The following is a 20,280-nucleotide window of genomic DNA, read 5'->3' as shown; positions in this document are numbered from 1 at the left end:
GGGGAATGTGCGAGCGCCAGCATAAAGCATCAAAGCCTATGAAATGGTGTGTTACGGCTACGGCCTAACAGCACCCTGCGATGCGCCTATAGTGTGCTTAGAGTGCGCCTAGAGTGCGATGTATTATCGCCTACGCACTAATCGCCTCAGCACTAATCGCCTACGCAGTGAATCTGCGATCGCACGCTGCTGTTTCTATATAACCCCAGGTGGCTTGCGGAATCTGCATTTACAAGTGGGTCTGTTTCAAAAGTTGATTTTTAGGCCAGGTTTTTCAATGCTAGGACTTACGCAGTTGGACGATTTCTCACGGGCTGTGCCCGTGAGAAATCGTCCAAAACCTGGAAAATTTCATTTCAAGTGCGTAAGTCCTAAATGCATTAATGTAGTCCAGAAACAACCCAGGATTCGGAAATCTCTCCTGGGAAATTCGAGCTTTCCATCTGGGCTTGGTATGATCCGCATTATCACAATAAAGGAGTGGATTCGCAGAAATCCCGATTGTTTAGGGAGACAGCCATGAATCAAAACGGCTATGGGGGGGTGCGGTTTACCCTGTCAGGACTGGGGTTTTGGATAACCTTGCTGGCGATCGCCTGGCTGCTGGGCATGGTGGGGCTGGGCTGGCTGGTGAAGTCTTTTATCGTGCTGATTGGGCTGCTGATTCTAACGCCCGTGATTGCCTTTTTTGCCTTTCGCTGGTGGCTCAGCCGCAACCTAGTAGAAGCCCCCTGCCCCGTCTGCGACACTCGCTCCGCAGGCATCAACGGCACCCAACTCCGCTGCCCCAACTGCGGCGAGGCGCTGCGGGTCGAAAAAGGCGCATTCTATCGCCTCACGCCACCGGGCACGATTGATATACAGGCCGTGGAGATCGAGGCTCGCCCCATTGAAGAAGCAAAGGATGAGACGGGCTAGACGTGCTCGATGGCTGCCGTTTTTGCATGGCTGCCGTTTTTGCAAATTGCAGGAACAGCGCAGCAGCTTGATAAGTTGCTAGGCAGTGTCTTAAGACTTTCTAGGTCGTTGATTGCCCTGAGTCAATCCCCCTAAATCCCCGCGCTTACGCGCCGCTTCGCTAGAAAAAAGGGGGACTTCCGGAGTAGCTCGGCTCGGTTCCCCGTTAAGGGGGGCTAGAGGGGATCGACGGGTTTTAAAACACGCCCTACGCTGCTTAATCCCAAGCGCTAAACCCTAAGCGCTAAACCCTAAGCGCTGAGATATCGCCGTACAAAAGTTTCCACCGTTTCTAGCTGAATGCCATAGGCAGACTCAAGCTTCTCCACCTCAGCAGGCGTGGTGTAAAACTCATTGGCTAGCAGCGTGCGGAAGGTGCCCAGCGATGCTTTTAGCTCTGGATTCACCAGACCAATTGCCGCCCGCAGCCCGTCGATTGCCAGCAGCGGCGGGTTGATCAAAATCGGCTCCTTTTTGAAGATGCGGGCAAAGATATTGGGAATTTCGCCGCGCTCCAGGATTTCCGGGCCGCCTGCATTGAAAGTCTGCCTGTGGGCGGCGGGTGTGGTGGCCGAGGCGATCGCCAGTTTGGCCAGATCATCAGTGCTAATAATAGAGGTGCGCGTTTTGGGGTCACCAATCAGCAGATACACGCCGCTCTTGCGAAACTGTTCCGCTAGAGGTAAGAGATTAGACGCAAAGCCAGACGGCCGCAGAATTGTGTAGTTCAGCCCGCTGGCTTGCAGATATTTCTCTACTGCTGCCTTTGCTTTGAACACGGGCGCGTCTTCGTAGTTGCGGTCGGCCCCCATGACGGAAATGAAGGTGAAATGCTGCACGCCAGTTGCCTTCGCCTGGTCGATCAGGTCGATGTTGGCCCGATAGTCGAGCGCCTGGGCCCCGCCACTGGCTTCGTTCGAGCCGTGGGCGCTGATGATATACTGCACACCCTGGAGCGCTTTTTGCAGATCGCGTTCCTGGGTCAGATCTCCGATGAAGATTTCTGCGCCGCGCTTTTCCAGTTCACCGTAGCGGGACGTTAGCCGCACAAATGCCCGAACGGGTCGCTCTTGCTCGCGCAGTTGCCGAACGATTCGCTTGCCCAGTCCGCCCGTTGCCCCAGTTACCAAAAACATATCGCCTGTCCTGAATCCTGAACTCTACCTAAACTCTGTACGCTTGCCAGCGCTCTTCCCTGCGCTCTGTGGCTGCTGTGTCCACACAACTTTTCTATGCTTGAGCAGCGCTGCTTTGATCCCCCCTAGCCCCCCTTGAGTAAGGGAGGAACTGAACTCAAGCGGCGCTGCTTTGATCCTCCCTAGCCCCCCTTGAGTAAGGGGGGGAACCGAAGGAACCCGAAGCAGGGAGAGATGGATCGGAAGTCCCCCTTGACAAGGGGGATTTAGGGGGATCTTCAAGGGGGATTTAGGGGGATCTTTCAGATCCTTACGCAAAAAACCGACGAGATGTGTGTCCACAGCAGGCACTCTCTTGAAGCGTGATCGCACTGAGGTCCCCCTTGACAAGGGGGATTTAGGGGGATCTTTCAGATCCTTACGCAAAAAATCGACGAGATTCGTGTCCACAGCAGGCACTCTCTTGAAGCGCGATCGCACTTCTGAAACGATGTCACATTACGTTACACTGACTATGATTTCCACAATACCGCAGCAATCAGAGATCGGGCATTGCCCCTGCGTTAGACCTCTGATGCGCCGTCTTTTTAACCTTTTGGTTCTGATTATTTCTATTTGATTATTTCTAAATGATTACCCCCGGCGGTCTTCTCAGCTTTACTTTGTGGGCAGCAGCCTCCGTTGTGCTGGCCGAACTGGTGCGCGATGGCTACCACATTGCGGGGCACTATTGGCAACCGCTCCAGCGCAGCCACAACCTGCACCACAAGGCCTATCGCCGCGACCTCAGCATCGTCAGCCTGGAAGCCTATAAACAGGCGCAACTTTATAATGATGTACCAGAGGCGATCGCCATGCTGGGGGCAGGGGTAATGCTGTTGGCGCTGACTCGGAACCTAGCGCTGGTGGCGGGCTGTCTCTACTCGCTGGGTTTTTTGATCACGGCATACGCGCGATCGCGCGGCTGGCTGTTGGCTACCGATCTGACGCACAAACCCGGCGATTTGGACACCATCCCCTCGCAGTGGACGGTGAACCGAACGTACCACTGGCGGCATCATTTTGACCAGGGAAACGCTTATTATTGCGGGTACTTTACCATCGTGGATAAACTACTGGGCACGGCGCTTTCGCTAAGGGGCAAAACGGTCGCAGTGACGGGCGCATCGGGGACGCTGGGGCGGGCGCTGATTGCCCAGTTGCAAAAGCAGGGCGCAAAGCCCGTCGCCATCACCACTTGCGAGGGTGCTGACTTTGGCGATCGCGTCGAGGTGCTGTCCTGGTGTGCGGGCCGCGAGTTTGAGTTAGAGGAACGGCTGCAAACGGTGGATATTTTGATCATCAACCACGGAATCAACGTGCATGGCGATCGCACGCCCGAAGCCATCCAAAAATCCTTTCAGGTCAACACGTTTTCAGCGTGGAATCTGGCGGAAATCTTCCTCAGCACCGTGCAAAAGTCAGAACACCGGGCCCTGAAGGAACTCTGGATCAACACCTCCGAAGCAGAGGTCAGCCCTGCCCTCAGCCCGCTGTATGAACTGTCGAAGCGGACTTTGGGCGACCTGATCACGCTGCGGCGGCTAGATGCACCCTGCGTCGTTCGCAAACTCATCCTTGGCCCGTTCAAGAGCAACCTCAATCCCATCGGTGTCATGGATGCGAACTGGGTGGCTGGGGCGATCGTGGCGCTGGCCAAGCGCGATTTCCGCGACATTATCGTGACGATTAACCCGCTGACCTATATCGCGTTTCCGATCAAAGAATTGGGGCGATCGCTCTATTTTCGCCTCTTTTCTCGATAAGCTCAGCACATCCCAAATAGAGATGGCCCCTGAGTAATAGAGATGGCCCCTGAGTAATTAGGAGTCATGAGTGTTTGCCCTCGCCGCAGAAGAGTCTGGATGCGGCCAGATCTGTCGCGCCTAGCTGGAAATCATCTAAAATACTTTGGAAAAATCAAGTTAGAAAAATCCAGTGATCCAGACTGGTTTTTGACTGGTTTTAAGACGGGATGTGCAACTTTGCCGATCCCCCTCACCCTCAATCCCTCCCCCAGAGCGGGAGAGGGACTTCAAGCCTCTCTCGCTCCCCTTCTCCTGACTTGGGCGAAGGGGTTGGGGGATGAGGGCAGATTGAAAGTTGCACATTGCGTTTCCAAGATAAGGCTGAAACAATTCGCTTTTTAGAAAAATTAACTTTACTCAACGCTCTTTAAAAGCTCCCTGGTTCAGGGCTGGAGGACTCTTTGGAAACTTTGATTAGCTTGCTAGCAGGCGTTAGCCTTAGCGCGGCCACCGGGTTTCGGCTATTTGTCCCATTCTTGGTCATGAGTATTGCCACTGCTACCGGGCACATGACACCCGCTCAGGGCTTTGAGTGGATCGGCTCTCCAGCCGCCATCACGGCCTTTGCAGTAGCCACTGGGGTAGAGATTGCGGGCTACTACATCCCTTGGGTAGACGAAATTCTGGATCTAATCACCACGCCTGCCGCCCTTGTCGCCGGAGCCGTGCTGACGGCCTCTACCCTGGTCGATATCAGCCCCTTTCTCCAGTGGACGCTGGCCATTATCGCCGGAGCCGGAGCCGCCGGACTCACCAAGGGCATGACCGACGTGGCCCGCCTCACGTCTACTGCCACCACGGGCGGTATCGCCAACCCGGCCCTTTCCACGATGGAGCTATTCACGTCGTCTGTCATTTCAGTGATGGCAATCCTGATTCCACTGCTCACCGGAATTGTCATCCTGGGTCTTCTGTGCTTTGCAGCCTATAAAGTGTGGCGTTTCTTTGGTCGTCGCCGCCGCTTCCGATAGAGGGCAACACTCTGGCAACATTTAGCGCTCAGTAAAGAAGCAATCAGGAGAGATTGGAAGCCTGATGGCGATTTCGTGACCTATCGCAAGAAGACTTTAGGAAGTTTTCTCAATGCAATTTAGGTGGACGTGGCTGGGGCCTCGAAACGTCCATGCTGTAAGGGATTTATCGAGAGGCGATCGCCACCATCAGACCGCATCCGTCTTCTTTACAGGGATTTTCAGTCATCTGGGATACACTTTTTCGGGCAAACTTAACCTCTTCTTTACGATGAAACTGTAGAATGCCAACGTTTGACAGAAACAAACCCTACAGGAATCTCTGGATATGGCATTTAATCTTCGTTCCAAGCGTTCTGCCACTCTGGCCGCTCTGACGGCCGCTTCTTTGGCACTCGCAGTTGCCTGTGGCGGCACCACCACAACGGGCGGCGGCACCACCACTGCCGAAAGTCCCGCAGCAGGTGGCGGCACTTCTGATTTGACGGGTAGCGTGCTGGTTGATGGTTCCAGCACCGTCTTCCCCATCTCCGAAGCAATGGCAGAAGAATTCATGAAAGCAAACCCCGGCGTTCGCGTCACGGTCGGCGTGTCTGGCACGGGCGGTGGCTTCAAGAAGTTCTGCGCGGGTGAAACTGACATCTCCAACGCTTCCCGCCCGATCAAAGCAGAAGAAATTGAGCTCTGCAAGCAAAACGGCATCGAATACATCGAAGTGCCCATCGCCTATGACGGTCTCTCGGTGGTGATCAATCCCAGCAACGAGTTCGCTACCTGCTTGACTGTGGACGATCTAAAGAAAATGTGGGAACCCGCTGCTCAGGGCACCATCCGCAACTGGAACCAGATTCGCCCTGATTTCCCCGATCTTCCTCTTGGTCTTTATGGCCCCGGCACCGACTCAGGCACCTATGACTACTTCACTGCTGCCATCGTCGGCGAAGAAGGCGAAAGCCGGGGTGACTTCACCGCCAGTGAAGACGACAACGTGATTGTGCAGGGTGTAGCTTCTGATCCGGGCGGATTAGGCTTCTTTGGCTTTGCCTACTACGAAGAAAACAGGGACAGACTGAAGCTGGTTGAAATTGACAACGGCAACGGTTGCGTTGCGCCCAGCGCAGAAACCATCGCTGATGGCACCTATACGCCACTGTCTCGTCCTGAGTTCTTCTACATCAAGACCACTTCTCTGGACAATCCTGCTGTGGCGGCCTTTGCCCGTTTCCAGATCGACCCGGCCAACGCCAACCTCATTTCTGAAGTAGGCTACGTGCCCCTGCCGGCCGAGATTGAGGATTTGGCTGAAGCACGGATCGAGCAGCGCAAGACTGGCAGTGTGTTTGGCGGCAGCCCTGCTGTAGGTCTCAAGCTAGTTGACCTACTGAAGAAGGAATAGGTCATATTTGCTTGATCTTGTTGGATTGGGGTAGCGCTTAGAGTTCTAAGTAGCTACCCCAGCCATCCGTAGGTTTCTTACCCTGCGACGTAGTTTAGGGAACCTCGAAAAAGTAAGGGGCCTTATTAGAATATCTCGATATGCAGCATTTCCTGATGTGGTGAGGTACACGTCACTTTGGAAGACAAAGGTTTTGTAGCTCCCTGCGTGATTTGCCGAATAATGCTGTGTGTAATTGAATTGCGCGACAAAGCAGTTAACCAAGGTACCTTTCGAGGTATTTAGCTTGTAGTTTTGCATTAAGCAATTACTTGAGGTGTCCCTGACTATTTATTAGCAGTTGTCGGCGTATCTGTTTTTTGATTGGTGTCCTTTGTTCTCTTTACAGGCTATCTGGCATGAATAGCGGCTTACCCAGCGAACAATCATCCGGGCTTTGGCAGCCAAATCGCCAGCTCAGCAAAAGAACCGAAGGTATTGTGAAGTCTATCTTTGGTGCTTTTGCGCTGATTTCTGTGGTGACGACTTTTGGTATTGTTCTAACCCTTATTTTTGAAACTTTCGAGTTTTTCCAGGAGGTTCCACTTTGGCGGTTTTTGACCGATCGCCAATGGACTCCTCTATTTTCTAATGCTCAGTACGGCATTTGGGTGCTGATTAGCGCCACGCTGCTAACGACAGGAATTGCGATCTTGGTAGCACTGCCCTTGGGGCTGCTGGCGGCGATTTATTTAAGTGAGTATGCCAATCCTAAGATTCGGAAGTGGCTGAAGCCCGCGCTTGAGATTCTAGCGGGTGTGCCTAGCGTGGTGTTTGGTTATTTTGCGCTGCTCACGGTGACCCCGTTTTTACAACGATTTATTCCCGGGCTACAGGGCTTTAACGCACTCAGTGCAGGTCTGATTCTGGGCGTTTCGATTATTCCCCTGGTTGCCTCGCTGAGCGAAGACGCGATTTATTCGGTGCCGGATAGCCTGCGTCAGGGGGCCTACGCGATTGGCGCGACCAAGCGCGAGACGATTACGTCGGTCGTGGTTCCGGCAGCGCTGTCGGGCATTGTGGCATCGTTCATTTTGGCGGTGTCCCGCGCTATTGGTGAAACGATGATCGTGTCGCTGGCAGCCGGACAAAACCCGACGCTGGGCTTCAACCCACTAGTACCTGTGATGACGATGACGGCGTTTATCGTGCAGGTCAGTTTGGGAGATACGCCTGCGGGATCGCTGGCTTATAAGTCTATTTTTGCGGTTGGGATGACCTTGTTCCTGATGACCCTAGCGCTCAACATTCTTAGCTTCTGGGTCGTCCGTCGTTTCCGGGAGAAGTACGAATGACAGTTCAAAATCCTCAGATTTCGGGCGACTTTTCGCCAGCGCAAGAGAGCCAGTTCAGGCCCGCAATGGCACAGCGCTATCGCTGGGACAGGGTCTTTAGGCTTGCGACCTTGATCGCTATCATAATTTCGCTGCTGGTTCTAGCGATTTTGCTGATTGATGTGCTGACAGATGGTCTGCCCCGCCTGAATTGGCAGTTTCTTACTAGCTTTCCCTCGCGTCGTGCAGAGGAGGCAGGTCTGCTATCGGCGCTGGTGGGGTCGATTTACCTGCTGTTTATTGTTGCGCTCTTTTCTTTTCCGATTGGCATCGGTGCAGGCATCTTTTTGGAAGAGTTTGTCTCGGATGGCTGGCTTGCAAACTTCATCGAGATTAATATCTCCAACCTTGCGGGTGTGCCTTCGATTATTTACGGGCTGTTGGGTCTGGCGGCGTTTGTGCGCTTGATGGAGCCGATTACGGGCGGACGCAGTTTGTTGTCAGGCGGGCTGACGCTGGCGCTGTTGGTGCTGCCGGTGATCATTGTGTCCACTCGTGAGGCGCTGAGGACGGTGCCCGATAGCCTCCGGTTGGCGGGCTTTGCGCTGGGGGCGACGCGCTGGCAGGTGGTGCGGGATCAGATTTTGCCTCTGGCGTTTCCGGGGATTTTGACAGGAACAATTTTGGCGCTATCTCGTGCGATTGGCGAAACGGCAGCGCTAATTACGATTGGGGCGCTGACGTTTATTTCGTTCTTGCCGGAGTCCTGGAAAGATCCGTTTACGGCGCTGCCGATTCAGATCTACAACTGGGTGTCTCGCCCTCAGAGGCCGTTTCATATCAACGCAGCAGCCGGGATTATCGTGCTGATGGTTCTATTGCTGCTGATGAACTCTGTTGCGATTTATCTGCGAAATAGGTTCCAGCGCAAGTTTTAGGTTCTTGGGATGGGGGCGATCGCCAAGTTGCTATTGCCCCAACGGTCGTTCTCTAACTGCTGCATTTGTTATTTGAGGTAGGTTATTCATGCAAGTGAGTTCTTCTGTCGATACGGGCACTGCCTTTAGGGTCGAAAAAACGTCCTATTTCTACGGCCCTGTGATGGCTGTGAAGGATGTATACATGGACGTTCCTGACCGCAAGATTACGGCGTTTATTGGTCCGTCGGGTTGCGGCAAAAGCACAGTTTTGCGCTGCTTTAATCGCTTGAATGACCTGATTCCGGGGGCCCACATTGAGGGCAAGATCACCTATCACGGTGTGGATATCTACGACCCCAGCGTTGACCCGATTGAACTGCGTCGTCGGATTGGGATGGTGTTCCAGAAGCCCAACCCCTTCCCGAAGTCGATTTACGAAAATATCGCCTTCGGGGCCCGGATCAATGGCTACAAAGGGGACATGGATACGCTGGTGGAGCGCTCTCTGCGGTCGGCGGCGCTGTGGGATGAGGTGAAGGACAAGCTGAAGGAAAGCGGCCTGTCGCTGTCGGGTGGACAGCAGCAGCGGCTTTGCATTGCGCGGGCGATCGCCATCGAGCCAGAAGTGCTGCTGATGGACGAACCCTGTTCGGCGCTGGACCCGATTTCGACGCTGCGGGTTGAGGAACTGATGCAAGAATTGAAGCAGGACTACACGATTATCATCGTGACGCACAACATGCAGCAGGCTTCTCGCGTGTCGGATATGACGGCCTTCTTTAACGCGCAGGCCACTGAAAAGGGCGGCAAGATGGGCTACCTGGTGGAATATGCACCGACTCAGCAAATCTTCAACAACCCCCAGCAGGTTGCCACGCAAGACTACGTGAGCGGTCGTTTCGGCTAGTTTTTACTGGACGACTTCAGTCCTCACGGTTCGGTTTCGCCGCTGTATTTCTCACGGCATTTCTCACGGCATTTCTCGGATTTACAGTTCTCAGGTTTGCCTTCAAAGCGCCTCTGGATGCGAACTTTGCACTCAGGGGCATTTTGCATAATTGATTCCAGCAAGATTCACGGCTGCGTCGAGCTTTCATCCTGTTTGCATCCTGCTAGTGTGCTCCAAAGAGCATTTAGCTTTGGATCGTCTGTGTCATCCGGCATCCTGTTTTGATGACTCGACCTGGGCGATCGCCCATCTTTTTGCGTCTTTTTACTATTCGTCTAACTGGTCAAACTTTAGTTTGGACTAACTGGCATCACAATAATGCTCAACAGGATGCCATAAAGAATCTGCTCAACCGTTCATAACAGTTGAACTTAAGGAATTGGATACAATCCTGCTCGCAGTTAAGCTGCTGTTGCAACCGGACTGTTCAGGGATTGTTCGGATGTCTTGCGTTTCGAGGCTCGTTTTTTGACCATCGGATAGCAGGGACGAGGAGTTGGCTTGTGCCCCTTGCCTCGTCCTGGCGATTTACCACGAGGTTTAGGCGCAGGAGCAGGGGTGCCAATCGCTGCCAAAATGCCTGCAAACGCTTGTGCGACCCGACCCGGAGTCAACGTTTCTTGCGGTGCCTGCCAGGGCAAGGGGTGGTCAGTACAGTCCTTTCGCGCTAACCACAACTGCCAACTGAGCAACGGCATCAGGCTGCTCCACTGTTCGGTTGCCGATACAGAACTGAACTGGGGATGTGTCCAATATAGCCTCTGCTTGGCAAAGCGATACCAGTGTTCAATGGCAAAGCGACGGAGGTAGTGCAACCACAGGGTTTCTAACGGAGGCATCTGCTCACCCAGCCAAACTAACCACAAAGGAGCCAAGCGTCGCGTGCTGCTCTGTGTCTCCAGCACCTCCACGCGCAACACTTCCATTGCCCGTTTGGGGGATTTGCGGAAATGGTATGCACTCCAACGACTGACCCGCACTCGTCCCCAGTTGGGATCATCGACTTCAACGGTTTCGACCGGGACACTCCAAGTGTCAGGGTCATTGAGTTTCATCTTATGTCCATGCTTGGCAGGTGCGCCTCGCCCTCGATACGCTGGGGGCGCGCCATAGACACATCGATTGGATGTAACCCGCAGCAGCAAGTCTGCCTCAATCCCTGCCGTTTGGTTGACAAAACTGGCATTGCCGTACCCTCGGTCGTAGATCGCCAACGGACGCACCGCTAACTGCCGAGTCACTTGTTTGAGTTGGAATGCCGCTTTACTGGCGGGTGTTTCAAAGCTGGTGATGCGCTCATGCCGCAATGGTAATGCCCAACTGCCCCTGTCTTCAGCAATCCAGGCTAAGGTACTGTAGTTTTGTCCGGCTATCGGGGCATGTCCTGTTCTGCCTGATAAGGTGCGGTCTTTCAAACGCCTGGCAGCAGGACGGTTCCACCGACTCGCATCACCTGCCAACAACGGTTGCTGCTGAGTCGGTATCTGCTGCACCAACAGCTTCAGCACCTTTGATCGGGGTAGGCGGCTATCGCGCAACGCTTCATAGGGGCTCGACCACTGGCGACGAAAGACAGGACTCTGCGATAGCCTCACAAACGACACGATGCACGCACTCACTAACACGGCATCCATCAGATCAAACAGGGCATCTCTGGCGTTTCCCAAGCTGGCATACAACGTTTGGCGAAATTGCTGAAGTTCGTTGAAAATCATGGGGTCAATGTTGGTTGTACTTCATTGACCTTACGGCAGTCGGTGCTTCTCATTGACTGCCTTCCTCTTCACCATTAGTCCAAACTAAAGTCAAAATTCAGCCTACTCAAAATGAAGCCTGCGGTTGCGTAAAAGTTATGCCTTGGGTCGATAAGTGTTTGGAGCGTACAAGCTAATTCGCTCCACCAAGCTTCCCTGATGATCAAGGTGCAGACTCATGAAAAAAACACTGATTACCCTCGCAATTTCCCTAATTTCATTACTGGGGCCACTGAATATGACAGCAACCGCTCAAGTTGTGATCAATGGTCAATTGGTGCAAGGTCAAGAACTGGCACTACTGGAATATCTGATGGGTACTCGTATTCCAGCAGGACGCTATTGGCTAGATCAAAACGGAAACTGGGGTTATGAAGGCAATCCAGTAATTCAGGGCAATATCTTTGCATCACAGTATGGCAATCCTCAACCAAGCAACAGCAACCGCAGCGGCTCATCGACCCATTACGATCCAAGTGATGGCTCTTATATGATTCGTGGATCGAACGGTTGCACAATTGTCAGTACACCGTCTGGATCAATTTCTAGCTGTTGATTTGACCTTAAAACGAAAGTTTTTGAAATAAATTAGCCAGTGGTAGGGTAAATCCGGGAAGCACCTCTTGCTCTTTCTGCAACGTCAGTGGGTTTGCGATGTCATAGCAAAGTAAAGAGACATAATTGAAGAAACTGAAGAAACAGCTGAAGTTCTTGTAGAACCCGTGGCGATCGCGCCGACAGCAGATCTTCTATGCTAATCGCAGGCTGGCACTTCAGCGGACTGCGGAGAGGTGGCGATATGGCACTGCGGACGGTGACGACGGAAAAAGCCAAAATTACAGAACTCATCGCCGTAGCCGATCGGCTGGTGGGCGATCGCCTGCATCAGTCTCTCACCGATGTCGATAAGATCGTGCTGGAGCAAGCGCTGCGGGGCAGCAAGCTCAAGGATATTCAGGTGGTGGGCTACTCCCAGGGCACCGTCGAGCGAGTGTTTGCGCCGCGTCTGTGGAAGCTACTGTCGCAAGCCTGTTCACAAAAAGTCGGCATCAAAAATCTGCGGCTGATCTTGGAAGACTATAGCCAGCAGGCTCAGCCAAACACTCTGTCTATTGGCTCAGATTTTTCAGAAAACGCACTCGATCGGGCTGATGAGGCTGCGACTCTAGCGCCGCAGGAGTTGCCCAATGGGATTGATTTGGAGGGGCGATTCCCGCAGGGATCGCTTCGCGAATCGCCCGCTCAGCGGTTTATTGCTCAGCCGTTTATTTTAGAGAACCTGCCCGCGCCCACCAGCACGGCCTTTATTGGGCGTGAGGCAGAGATTGAGCGCCTGCTGCACCTCCTCTCGCCCGACCACGCCGCCCATTTGATCAGCATTGCGGGCATTGGCGGCGTGGGCAAAACCTCGCTGGCGGTAGAGTGTGCGCGGCGCTGTTTGGCGGCCAGTCGCAACCCCCAGACCTATCCAAATGTCCCCACCTTCAATGCGCTGATTTTTGTATCGGCCAAGCTGTGCTATCTGCAATCCTTTGGGCTGCTGCAACGCTTTGACCCGATGCGATCGCTCCAAGACATTTTGCAGCAAATCGCCGACGTGCTGGGCGAAACGGAACTCGCCGGAGCCAGCCTGAATGAGCAGATTCACATGATTCGGCGATCGCTGCACGGCAGTTCCTCAGCGAGCCACACACCACGCCGGACGCTGCTAATCATCGACAATCTGGAAACGATGGAAAATCCGCAGATGGTGCTGAGTTTCCTCCACGATCTGCCGCCATCGGTCAAAAGCTTGGTGACCACCCGCGAACAGTCGGTCTTCGTCCCTGTGCGGCTGGTGGCAATGCCCACCGACGAGGCGCTGAGCCTGATTCAGCATGAAGCCCAGGAAAAGGGCGTGGCGCTGAACCCCACGGAACGGCGGGCCCTGCTGCGGGCCACAGGCGGCCTACCCGTAGCCATACACTACGCCATCGGGCAGCTTGCCAACGACTTTGACCTAGCGACGGTGTTGCAGGGTATGTCGAACCCGACGGGCGACGTGGCCCGCTTTTGCTTTGAGACAACGGTGAACGGGTTGCGCGGCCAGCCGTCTCATCACCTGCTGATGGCGCTGGCCATGTTTCCGACCCCGGTCTTGCGCGAAACCCTGTTTCAGGTGGCGGATGTGGCGACCTCGCCCGATGCGCTGCAAGGAGCGCTGTCGCAGCTTTGTCAACTCTCGCTGGTAAATCAGCAGGACAATCGCTACGGAATGCTGCCTCTGACGCAAGAATACGCCCTGGCAGAGCTAAAGGCGCATCCCGACTTTGCCCAGGTAGCGCGGCAGCGGTGGGTCGCCTGGGCGCTTCATTTTTCTGAACCCTATGCCAACCAGGAAGTAAAAACCTGGCACTCGTCGTTTGACGGACTGCAAGAGGAATGGCAAAACCTGCGGGCGATCGCCGATTTTTGTATGACCGAGGGCTGGTATGACGAACTGCTCCAGATCTGGAACAACGTCAAGGCTTATACCTACAGCATGGGGCGGCGCAAGGGACGGACAGACTATTGGGGCGATCGCCTGCGGTGGACAGAATGGCTGATTGCTCAGGCCACCCAGCGCAGCCATTGGCGCACCCTGGCAGAGGTAATGCTCGACCGCGCCTGGACGCTGACCGCCACCCGCAAGCCCAGGGCGCTAGAAGAAGCCGATCAGCTATTCGAGCAAATTCAAACCCTGCGCGACTATCAAGACCAGCCGTTCCAGACCGAATGGGCGAAAAAAATGTCTGTCCTGCGAACCCAGCAGCAGCAGTTTGACGAGTCCCATCAGTTGCTAGACGAAGCAGAGGCCCTGCTCAACCCGGCCGACTGGCCCGCCGGAAAGTATGCCCGCCAGCGGGTGCAGCTTCTTTACTATCGAGGCATGACCTATTTCAAAGCCGGCCAGATTGCCGCCGCCAAGCAGGTCTTTGAAACCGCCCGCGCCCAGGCCCACGAGGTCGGCTGGGAACGGGCCGTGCGGATGACGGAAAACTGGCTGGCCGACATCGCCGTGCGCGAGGGCAAACTCGACGAGTCGGAGCAGCTTTTGGTCGAAGGGCTGCGGATTGCAGAGCAACAGGACGACCCGACCCGCAGCGCCTATGTGAAACGCTCCTTTGCCGAACTGGTGCAGGCGCGGGGCAACCCCTCCGAAGCGCAACGCTGGGCGCGGGAAGCCCTAGCGCTGTTTGAACAGCTTGGAATGCCCTACGAAGCCGAAGAAACCCAGGCATTTTTGAATGGCTTGTAGGACTTACGCAGTTGGACAATTTCTCGCGGGCGCAGCCCGCGAGAAATTGTCCAAAATTCAAAGAGCTTATCGAAAGTGCGTAAGCTGACTGCCTGACACATCTTTTTATGCGGACTGCCCGGGTGTCGGCTGGCAGCACAAGGATTGAATTCTAGAAAACCAAATGCGGTCATAATAGTGGGCTTCAGCTTTTTTAGAGGCAAAACAGGGTTCAGGGTCAACGGTAAATAGGGCAATCAGCTGAAGCAGTGTTCGCCCTTTATTGACGGCACCCTTGAGCCAGCGCAAACCTATGTTGAGATAGCTAATCCCTCGCCTCCAGTGCGGGTCAACCTGGCAGCGTAGCCCATCGAGTTGCACCGCCATGCCCTGGGTCGTGCCATCAAGGATAGCGATCGCCGCGACCAGATAGAGGCGTTCGAGAGCCGGAGCGGAGCGGATGCCGGAAGCTTCTAACTCAAAGACACCAGATTTAGAATCGAGGAAAAGCTCCTCGACTCGAAAGCGGAGAGCATATTGCCACAGGGTATTGAGGGAGGGAGACTCATCAGTGATGACCGCCCAGGGTTCCTCGACGCCTTTGACATGAGCCAGCACCAAATTGCAGCGCCAGCGCCCCTCGCTCCAGATTCCCACCCCTTCATAGAGTCGAGCTTCACCTTTGGGAGGCCACAGATAGCCTACCTTAACAGGATGACGGCGCGGACCCTGCACCACTACGTCACTGGGCAAGCGTAAACAATAGTGCCAGCGACTTTGGCTTAGCCACTCCAGCAGGTCATGGTTAGCAAACCCGCGGTCGGCTAACACCATCACATCGGGGTACGACTGCAACAGCCGATGGGCTAACCGCAGCATGGGGAGGTATCGCTTCGTGCTGACGGTGGCACTGGGATGCTCCAAAACCCGCCACAGCAGCGGCACCGCTCGTCCGCAACAGGTAACCGTCAGGTGAATCCTGCAGTAGCGATTCCACAACACCGTCGTATCGAGCGCCAGGTAAAGCCGCCGACCTTGCCAGCGATGGATGGCGGCTAGCACCAGCGGCACGTACAGACTTTTGACCCGCACCCGGCGATTGCCTAGGAAGCGCTGCCACCGGCGTTCGGTGCTTTGCGCCTGACGGGCCCGACTGGGCACATAGGCTTCCCACTGCGGCAGGCTCAACCGACCGCTGCACACCAGGGCCGTCACCATCCACGCCAGCGCTTTGAGGTGGCGCAGGTCGCGGGCATTACTGGATTGACGCAATAACGACAGCACTTGATCATAGAGGCAGGTGGTGGCTGGCATGATACAGACCCTGAGATGACGCAAATTTCAGCGTCTCATGTCAGCTCACCTTTTCCCTCTGTTGACGAGGTCTCAACTCTTTCAACCACTTGTGTCAGGCAGTCAGGTCGATCCCCCTAAATCCCCCTTAAAAAGGGGGACTTTAGACTTTCTAGGTCGTTGATTACCCGGAGTCGATCTCCCTGAATCCCCCTTAAAAAGGGGGACTTCCGGATCGGTTTGGCCCAGTTCCCTCCTTGTTAAGGAGGGCTAGGGGGGATCAAAGGGCTTTAAAGCACGCCCTAGAGTGAGTGGCAGATTTGCCCCCGATCGCCCGTCAGTTACGTCTTCTCTCCTTCCGATTTCAGCGCCCGATCTAGCACCGTCCTCGCCTGCTCTGCCTGAGCGCGGGCTTCCTGGTAGCGCAGGTTTGCCTGGGCGTAGGTTTTTAGCACCTTAAAGCCCTCTTTGAGGCTGGCGATTTCTTCTTCGCTGACAACCTCATCGGTGAACAGGGTGTCGATTTGGGCGCGGATCTTCATCGCCTCGGCCCGGGAGGCCTGCACCCGCAGCTTTAGGGTGGCCAGGTTGCTGAGAACCTGCACGGCCTGAGTGATTGCGTCTTCATCTTCGGTGTTGGTCAACACAGGCTCCTTGACTTCGATAAACTGATGGGGCCCAAAGCCATCGGAAAGATCCGTGGGCAGGCTGCCGGATTCCATTAGCTCAATGAGCTGATCCATCGCTTTGTCGCGGGCTTTGGCGGAGTCCTTGCCGGGAACGGTGAGGATCACGTCGGGGCTTTGGGCGAGCGTATATTGCACCATAGGGCGTTGGGGGAATGAGTAAAGTACTTTCGTACTAATTTTACTCGATGGACGGTTCGCAGATTGGGTTCGCACCAGGATGGATCTGAGGGGCGATCGCCCTTCTGAAATAACCCACAGTCCAGCAGCAAACGCACATGACGAAGCGATCGCCCTTGCACTCCGGCTTGTGGGGTCTGTGAGTTGGGCGATCGCTTCAGAGCGTAGCGCAAAATTCCCAGAACGGAACAATGTCTCCGCAGGAGCGGCGGCTAGGCAATCACGAAATTTCGAGGTCGCACCGCATCCAGCGACACGTTTCGCAGCGTCACCAGCGTTATGAAATCTAGCCGCAGGCCGTTGCCGTCGCGGTCGATTTGCACTTCCGTATTCGCGCCATTTTGCACCAGCCGAATGAACTGGTTGTATTGAGCCGTGGGGCTGGGCGCAGCAAAGGTGGGGCTGCGGAAGATGCCACGCAGGTCAATGCGATCCACCGCTTCAAAGTCGGTAATGATATCGCCTGCGTCGTTCAGGTTGTTATAGACAAACATATCGATGCCCTGCCCGCCCGACAGCACATCGGCTCCGCGCCCGCCAATCAGGATATCGCCGCGCTTGCCGCCCTTCAGCGTGTCGTCGCCGTTGCCGCCCACCAATTCATCTCGCCCATCGCGGCCGATCAGGCTGTCATTGCCTTCACCGCCAAACAGGCGATCGTTGCCCCGTTTGCCGTCTACCACATCGTTACCCCGCTTGCCGCGCAGGATATCGTTGCCGGGAGTGCCCGCAATCCGGTCGTTGGCAGCGGTGCCGTTGCGAGTAATGCCAGCGGGCCCGTTGTTAAAGTCGATGGGTTCAATGGGCGTGCCCAGGCTCACGTCGATGCGATCGCCCACATAGCGGCGCACCGAAAAATCTCGGTCAAAGAAGCCTACATTGGTTCCCACAAGCACCAGATTGCCATCGGGCTGGAGCGCAATATCGGCATTGTTGTCCGCCGCATCGAGATCCGTCGTGACGCGCCCGTTGCCGTCGAAGCTGTTGTCCAGAGAACCGTTGCTGTTGTAGCGCAACAGCGCAGCCCTGCCATCGCTCACCGCCAGCACCAAAATCTTGCCATTGGGCTGCACCAACACCTTCTTTGCCGTGCTGTTATTGCCCAAACTGGTCGTGACGCGCCCATTGCCGTCAAAGCTAGAGTCGAGGCTGCCGTCTCGGTTGTATCGCGCCAGGGCGACCCGTCCGCCGCTCGTCCCTGCCACCAAAATCTTGCCATCCGACAGCAGCACCGCATCCGTCACCGCATCCACGGTGGTAAAGAAGCCGCCAAAATCAGTAGTTCGCACGCCCGATCGCCCAAAGCTGCGGTCGAGAGACCCGTCGGAGTTATAACGGGCGATCGCAAAATCATCGCTACTCGTCCCCACGGCGATCAGCTTGCCGTCATTTTGCAGCAGCACCCGTTGAGCAATTGAAAACGTCGTGCCGCTGCCGATGCGCGTCCGCACAATGCCCCGACTGCCAAAGTCTCGATCGAGCGACCCATCCGTGCGATAGCGCACCAGCGCAAACGCCGATCCGTCGGTGCCCGCAACCACAATCTTGCCGTCATTTTGTAGCAGCCCGTCGCTAACCTGCGCCGTGGCACCCAGGTTGGTCGAATTGCGCCCATTGCTATCAAAACTGGTGTCGCGAGAACCGTCCGTGCGATAGCGGGCCACTGCAAAGCTGTTGCCGCTAAAGGTGCTGCTGCTTTGGCCAATCACCAGAATGCGACCGTCGTTTTGCAGCAACACTTTTTGAACCGTTTCTGTAGCCCCAAAGTTGGTAGACTGGCGGCCATTTCCGGCAAAGGAACTGTCAAGCGAACCGTTGAGGTTGAAGCGGACAATGCCAAAATCGCCATCGCTGTCGCCCACCATGATGAGCTTGCCGTCAGATTGCAGCACTGCATCGCGCAAAACCTGCGTGCCGCTGAAGTTCAGCACGGTTCTGCCGTTGCCCGCAAAGCTATTGTCCAGGGAACCATCCGCCGTCAGCCTGGCCGCCGAAAAGCTGCCACTGCTGTCGCCCAGCGCCAGAATTTTGCCATCGGCTTGAACCAGCACTCTGCGGGCCTGGTCGAGCCCATCTAGCCCAAAGGTGATGCGGCCGTTGCCATTGAAGGTGGTATCGAGTTTTCCGGGAGTTGACATACAGAAAGGAAAGTTTGGGTGAAAAGTGACTGAAGGGACGTGCGCTTTGAGATTAGGAAATCAGAAACGGAGGGAAAGCAGCGCCAAAAATAAAGAAGTGTAAAAGCTAATAAAGCTAATAGAGAAACGGGTAGAGGAGGCAGTTAGCCTCGCCGCCTCATGTTTTAGCGCGTGTGGGTCAGTTTGCTGTATCACCTGACAGCATGATTTCCAAAAACTGCTCGATCACAGGATCAATTGCCTGTCATGTTTTGGAGGAGCCTCGATTTTTCCAGCGAAAGCGCTAGAGGACGGAACATATGATGGATTTGGGCGATCGCAGGTTCCCGCTCGCTCCCCAATGCATGAGGGTTTCTGTTGGAAAAGCCTGTTGGAAAAATCTGTTGGAAAAGATGGGCAATGTTCCCAAGGGGTGACTGCTGATCGTAGTTAGTACGAAATCAGGGCGACGTTCCCAAGGGGTGATTGCTTATCGTAATCAGCATGAGAGCTAATTTATGAAGCAAATCTTAAGAAGCCTGAAACTCTTGGCATGTGTGGCTTTGAGGTCATGTTTGCCCAGGAAAAGCGGTTTCTCGGAAATCCTTGATTAACAAGGCTTTCAGGCTCCTTTACAAATTAGCTCTGAAATCAGTATCAGCATGAAATCAGTACGAAACCAGTTATTCAACGCGATAAGCACAAGACTGCCCCGCCGCACGATGATGGCTTCTCGAACGGGACTAACCTGCCGCACTGCCAAAAGCACTTACAGCATTCCTAGCAGAACCGCCCCTGACTCTACGGCAGGGTTCAGCAGCTTTATGGTTTCTATGGCTTTTTTTCAAAAGTCCCTCTCCCAGAGTGGGAGAAGGATTTAGGGTGAGGGTTACAAAAGTGGGATGAACTCTATCGGGTGCATCTGGCAATCGCTCAAGCAGTTCTCGGATTGCCTCTGAGGTAATGCCACTTTGACCGGCCAAATCTGGACTTTGGGGGCTATTCTTCCGGTTCGCGATCGCCCTCTTCGTCTACTCCGTTCATCCCCTCCTTGAAGCCCCGCAGCGTCTTGCCCAAAGCCCCGCCTAGTTCAGGGATCTTTTTAGGCCCAAAAATAAGAATCGCAACGACTGCAATAATGGCAACCTCGGGCCAGCCCAAACCAAACATAACGCTCTCCTGCCAGTCATTCTGTCCCCACTATACGGGAATTGTCGGGCATCGCGTCGCCAATCTGGGAACCGCCCGAAGCGCCCAAAGTGCCGCCATTGCAGACAAAACCTCCAAAACCTCCAAAACCTCCAAAACCTCCAGAAGGCGCTTAACCCATGCAGGTAGAAGCCTATAGCCTACGCAGGTATGGGCATCCTCAACACTGGTTCTAGAGACAGCTTGACCGCTGCGATATAATGTAGGTTTTCGCTGGGAAAGGTTCTGTCCCAGTTTTTTATCCAGCAGGACTTACACACTCGCGATAAGTTTTCTGGGCTTTGGACGATTTCTCG

At 54.8% G+C, this 20,280-nt stretch carries 15 protein-coding genes; 9 read left to right on the top strand and 6 right to left on the bottom strand.

Annotation, left to right across the window (positions count from 1 at the left end; all coding sequences use genetic code 11):
- The first annotated feature begins 519 nt into the window (after positions 1–519).
- The gene (locus tag JTM80_RS14475; protein WP_172357201.1) at positions 520–918 is read left to right on the top strand and encodes a hypothetical protein; all 399 of its coding nucleotides are present in this window, start codon (positions 520–522) and stop codon (positions 916–918) included.
- Between the two features lie 290 nt (positions 919–1,208).
- On the opposite strand, the gene JTM80_RS14470 is transcribed toward JTM80_RS14475, so the two are convergent.
- A complete protein-coding gene (locus tag JTM80_RS14470) occupies positions 1,209–2,093 on the bottom strand; it encodes an SDR family oxidoreductase (protein ID WP_172357203.1) in 885 nt (294 codons plus the stop codon).
- Between the two features lie 629 nt (positions 2,094–2,722).
- On the opposite strand from JTM80_RS14470, the gene JTM80_RS14465 reads away from it, so the two are divergent.
- The 6 genes from JTM80_RS14465 to pstB all read left to right on the top strand — a co-directional run bounded on the left by JTM80_RS14465 (position 2,723) and on the right by pstB (position 9,447).
- The gene (locus JTM80_RS14465) at positions 2,723–3,898 is read left to right on the top strand and encodes a bifunctional sterol desaturase/short chain dehydrogenase (RefSeq protein ID WP_172357205.1); all 1,176 of its coding nucleotides are present in this window, start codon (positions 2,723–2,725) and stop codon (positions 3,896–3,898) included.
- Between the two features lie 443 nt (positions 3,899–4,341).
- A complete protein-coding gene (locus JTM80_RS14460) occupies positions 4,342–4,911 on the top strand; it encodes a DUF4126 domain-containing protein (RefSeq protein ID WP_172357207.1) in 570 nt (189 codons plus the stop codon).
- A 328-nt stretch (positions 4,912–5,239) separates the two neighbouring features.
- The gene (locus JTM80_RS14455) at positions 5,240–6,307 is read left to right on the top strand and encodes a PstS family phosphate ABC transporter substrate-binding protein (RefSeq protein ID WP_172357209.1); all 1,068 of its coding nucleotides are present in this window, start codon (positions 5,240–5,242) and stop codon (positions 6,305–6,307) included.
- Between the two features lie 398 nt (positions 6,308–6,705).
- Complete coding sequence (pstC, locus tag JTM80_RS14450; protein WP_172357211.1) at positions 6,706–7,641, top strand: phosphate ABC transporter permease subunit PstC; 936 nt, start codon at positions 6,706–6,708, stop codon at positions 7,639–7,641.
- On the top strand, positions 7,638–8,558 hold the full coding sequence (pstA, locus tag JTM80_RS14445; protein ID WP_172357213.1) for a phosphate ABC transporter permease PstA: 921 nt from the start codon (positions 7,638–7,640) through the stop codon (positions 8,556–8,558). Before pstC ends, pstA begins: the two co-directional genes overlap by 4 nt.
- 88 nt (positions 8,559–8,646) lie before the next feature.
- Positions 8,647–9,447 carry a phosphate ABC transporter ATP-binding protein PstB gene (pstB, locus tag JTM80_RS14440; RefSeq protein WP_172357215.1) on the top strand — a complete coding sequence of 267 codons (801 nt, stop codon included), beginning with the start codon at positions 8,647–8,649 and terminating at the stop codon, positions 9,445–9,447.
- Between the two features lie 443 nt (positions 9,448–9,890).
- Here pstB and JTM80_RS14435 read toward each other — a convergent pair whose 3' ends face one another.
- A complete protein-coding gene (locus JTM80_RS14435) occupies positions 9,891–11,204 on the bottom strand; it encodes an NF041680 family putative transposase (RefSeq protein WP_205369514.1) in 1,314 nt (437 codons plus the stop codon).
- Positions 11,205–11,421: 217 nt separating this feature from the next.
- Between JTM80_RS14435 and JTM80_RS14430 the strand changes: the two genes are divergently transcribed.
- Positions 11,422–11,799 carry a hypothetical protein gene (locus JTM80_RS14430; protein WP_172355501.1) on the top strand — a complete coding sequence of 126 codons (378 nt, stop codon included), beginning with the start codon at positions 11,422–11,424 and terminating at the stop codon, positions 11,797–11,799.
- A gap of 195 nt (positions 11,800–11,994) precedes the next feature.
- Complete coding sequence (locus tag JTM80_RS14425) at positions 11,995–14,520, top strand: AAA family ATPase (RefSeq protein WP_205369664.1); 2,526 nt, start codon at positions 11,995–11,997, stop codon at positions 14,518–14,520.
- A 105-nt stretch (positions 14,521–14,625) separates the two neighbouring features.
- Here the strand turns inward: JTM80_RS14425 and JTM80_RS14420 are convergent, their stop codons facing one another.
- From JTM80_RS14420 to tatA, 4 genes are all read right to left on the bottom strand, one after another.
- Positions 14,626–15,813 (bottom strand): transposase, encoded by a 1,188-nt coding sequence (locus JTM80_RS14420; protein WP_172354921.1) that lies wholly within the window; start codon positions 15,811–15,813, stop codon positions 14,626–14,628.
- Positions 15,814–16,133: 320 nt separating this feature from the next.
- Positions 16,134–16,619 (bottom strand): hypothetical protein, encoded by a 486-nt coding sequence (locus tag JTM80_RS14415; RefSeq protein WP_172355505.1) that lies wholly within the window; start codon positions 16,617–16,619, stop codon positions 16,134–16,136.
- A gap of 251 nt (positions 16,620–16,870) precedes the next feature.
- Positions 16,871–18,796: a type I secretion C-terminal target domain-containing protein gene (locus tag JTM80_RS14410; protein WP_172355507.1), complete on the bottom strand. Its 1,926-nt coding sequence runs from the start codon at positions 18,794–18,796 to the stop codon at positions 16,871–16,873.
- 978 nt (positions 18,797–19,774) lie between these two features.
- A complete protein-coding gene (gene tatA, locus JTM80_RS14405) occupies positions 19,775–19,945 on the bottom strand; it encodes a twin-arginine translocase TatA/TatE family subunit (RefSeq protein WP_172355509.1) in 171 nt (56 codons plus the stop codon).
- Between the last annotated feature and the right edge of the window lie 335 nt (positions 19,946–20,280).

This window comes from Thermoleptolyngbya sp. PKUAC-SCTB121 (assembly GCF_016919485.1).
GTDB lineage: Bacteria > Cyanobacteriota > Cyanobacteriia > Elainellales > Elainellaceae > Thermoleptolyngbya > Thermoleptolyngbya sichuanensis.
The sequence above is the reverse complement of the archived record's forward strand: the minus strand, read 5'-3'. Positions and strand labels throughout refer to the sequence as shown.

What these genes read in the sequence shown, in the direction of transcription:
- JTM80_RS14475 (WP_172357201.1), top strand. Translation starts at nt 520, where the DNA reads ATGAATCAAAACGGCTATGGGGGGGTGCGGTTTACCCTGTCAGGACTG.
- JTM80_RS14470 (WP_172357203.1), bottom strand. Translation starts at nt 2,093, where the DNA reads ATGTTTTTGGTAACTGGGGCAACGGGCGGACTGGGCAAGCGAATCGTT.
- JTM80_RS14465 (WP_172357205.1), top strand. Translation starts at nt 2,723, where the DNA reads ATGATTACCCCCGGCGGTCTTCTCAGCTTTACTTTGTGGGCAGCAGCC.
- JTM80_RS14455 (WP_172357209.1), top strand. Translation starts at nt 5,240, where the DNA reads ATGGCATTTAATCTTCGTTCCAAGCGTTCTGCCACTCTGGCCGCTCTG.
- pstC (WP_172357211.1), top strand. Translation starts at nt 6,706, where the DNA reads ATGAATAGCGGCTTACCCAGCGAACAATCATCCGGGCTTTGGCAGCCA.
- pstA (WP_172357213.1), top strand. Translation starts at nt 7,638, where the DNA reads ATGACAGTTCAAAATCCTCAGATTTCGGGCGACTTTTCGCCAGCGCAA.
- pstB (WP_172357215.1), top strand. Translation starts at nt 8,647, where the DNA reads ATGCAAGTGAGTTCTTCTGTCGATACGGGCACTGCCTTTAGGGTCGAA.
- JTM80_RS14435 (WP_205369514.1), bottom strand. Translation starts at nt 11,204, where the DNA reads ATGATTTTCAACGAACTTCAGCAATTTCGCCAAACGTTGTATGCCAGC.
- JTM80_RS14430 (WP_172355501.1), top strand. Translation starts at nt 11,422, where the DNA reads ATGAAAAAAACACTGATTACCCTCGCAATTTCCCTAATTTCATTACTG.
- JTM80_RS14425 (WP_205369664.1), top strand. Translation starts at nt 11,995, where the DNA reads ATGCTAATCGCAGGCTGGCACTTCAGCGGACTGCGGAGAGGTGGCGAT.
- JTM80_RS14420 (WP_172354921.1), bottom strand. Translation starts at nt 15,813, where the DNA reads ATGCCAGCCACCACCTGCCTCTATGATCAAGTGCTGTCGTTATTGCGT.
- JTM80_RS14415 (WP_172355505.1), bottom strand. Translation starts at nt 16,619, where the DNA reads ATGGTGCAATATACGCTCGCCCAAAGCCCCGACGTGATCCTCACCGTT.
- JTM80_RS14410 (WP_172355507.1), bottom strand. Translation starts at nt 18,796, where the DNA reads ATGTCAACTCCCGGAAAACTCGATACCACCTTCAATGGCAACGGCCGC.
- tatA (WP_172355509.1), bottom strand. Translation starts at nt 19,945, where the DNA reads ATGTTTGGTTTGGGCTGGCCCGAGGTTGCCATTATTGCAGTCGTTGCG.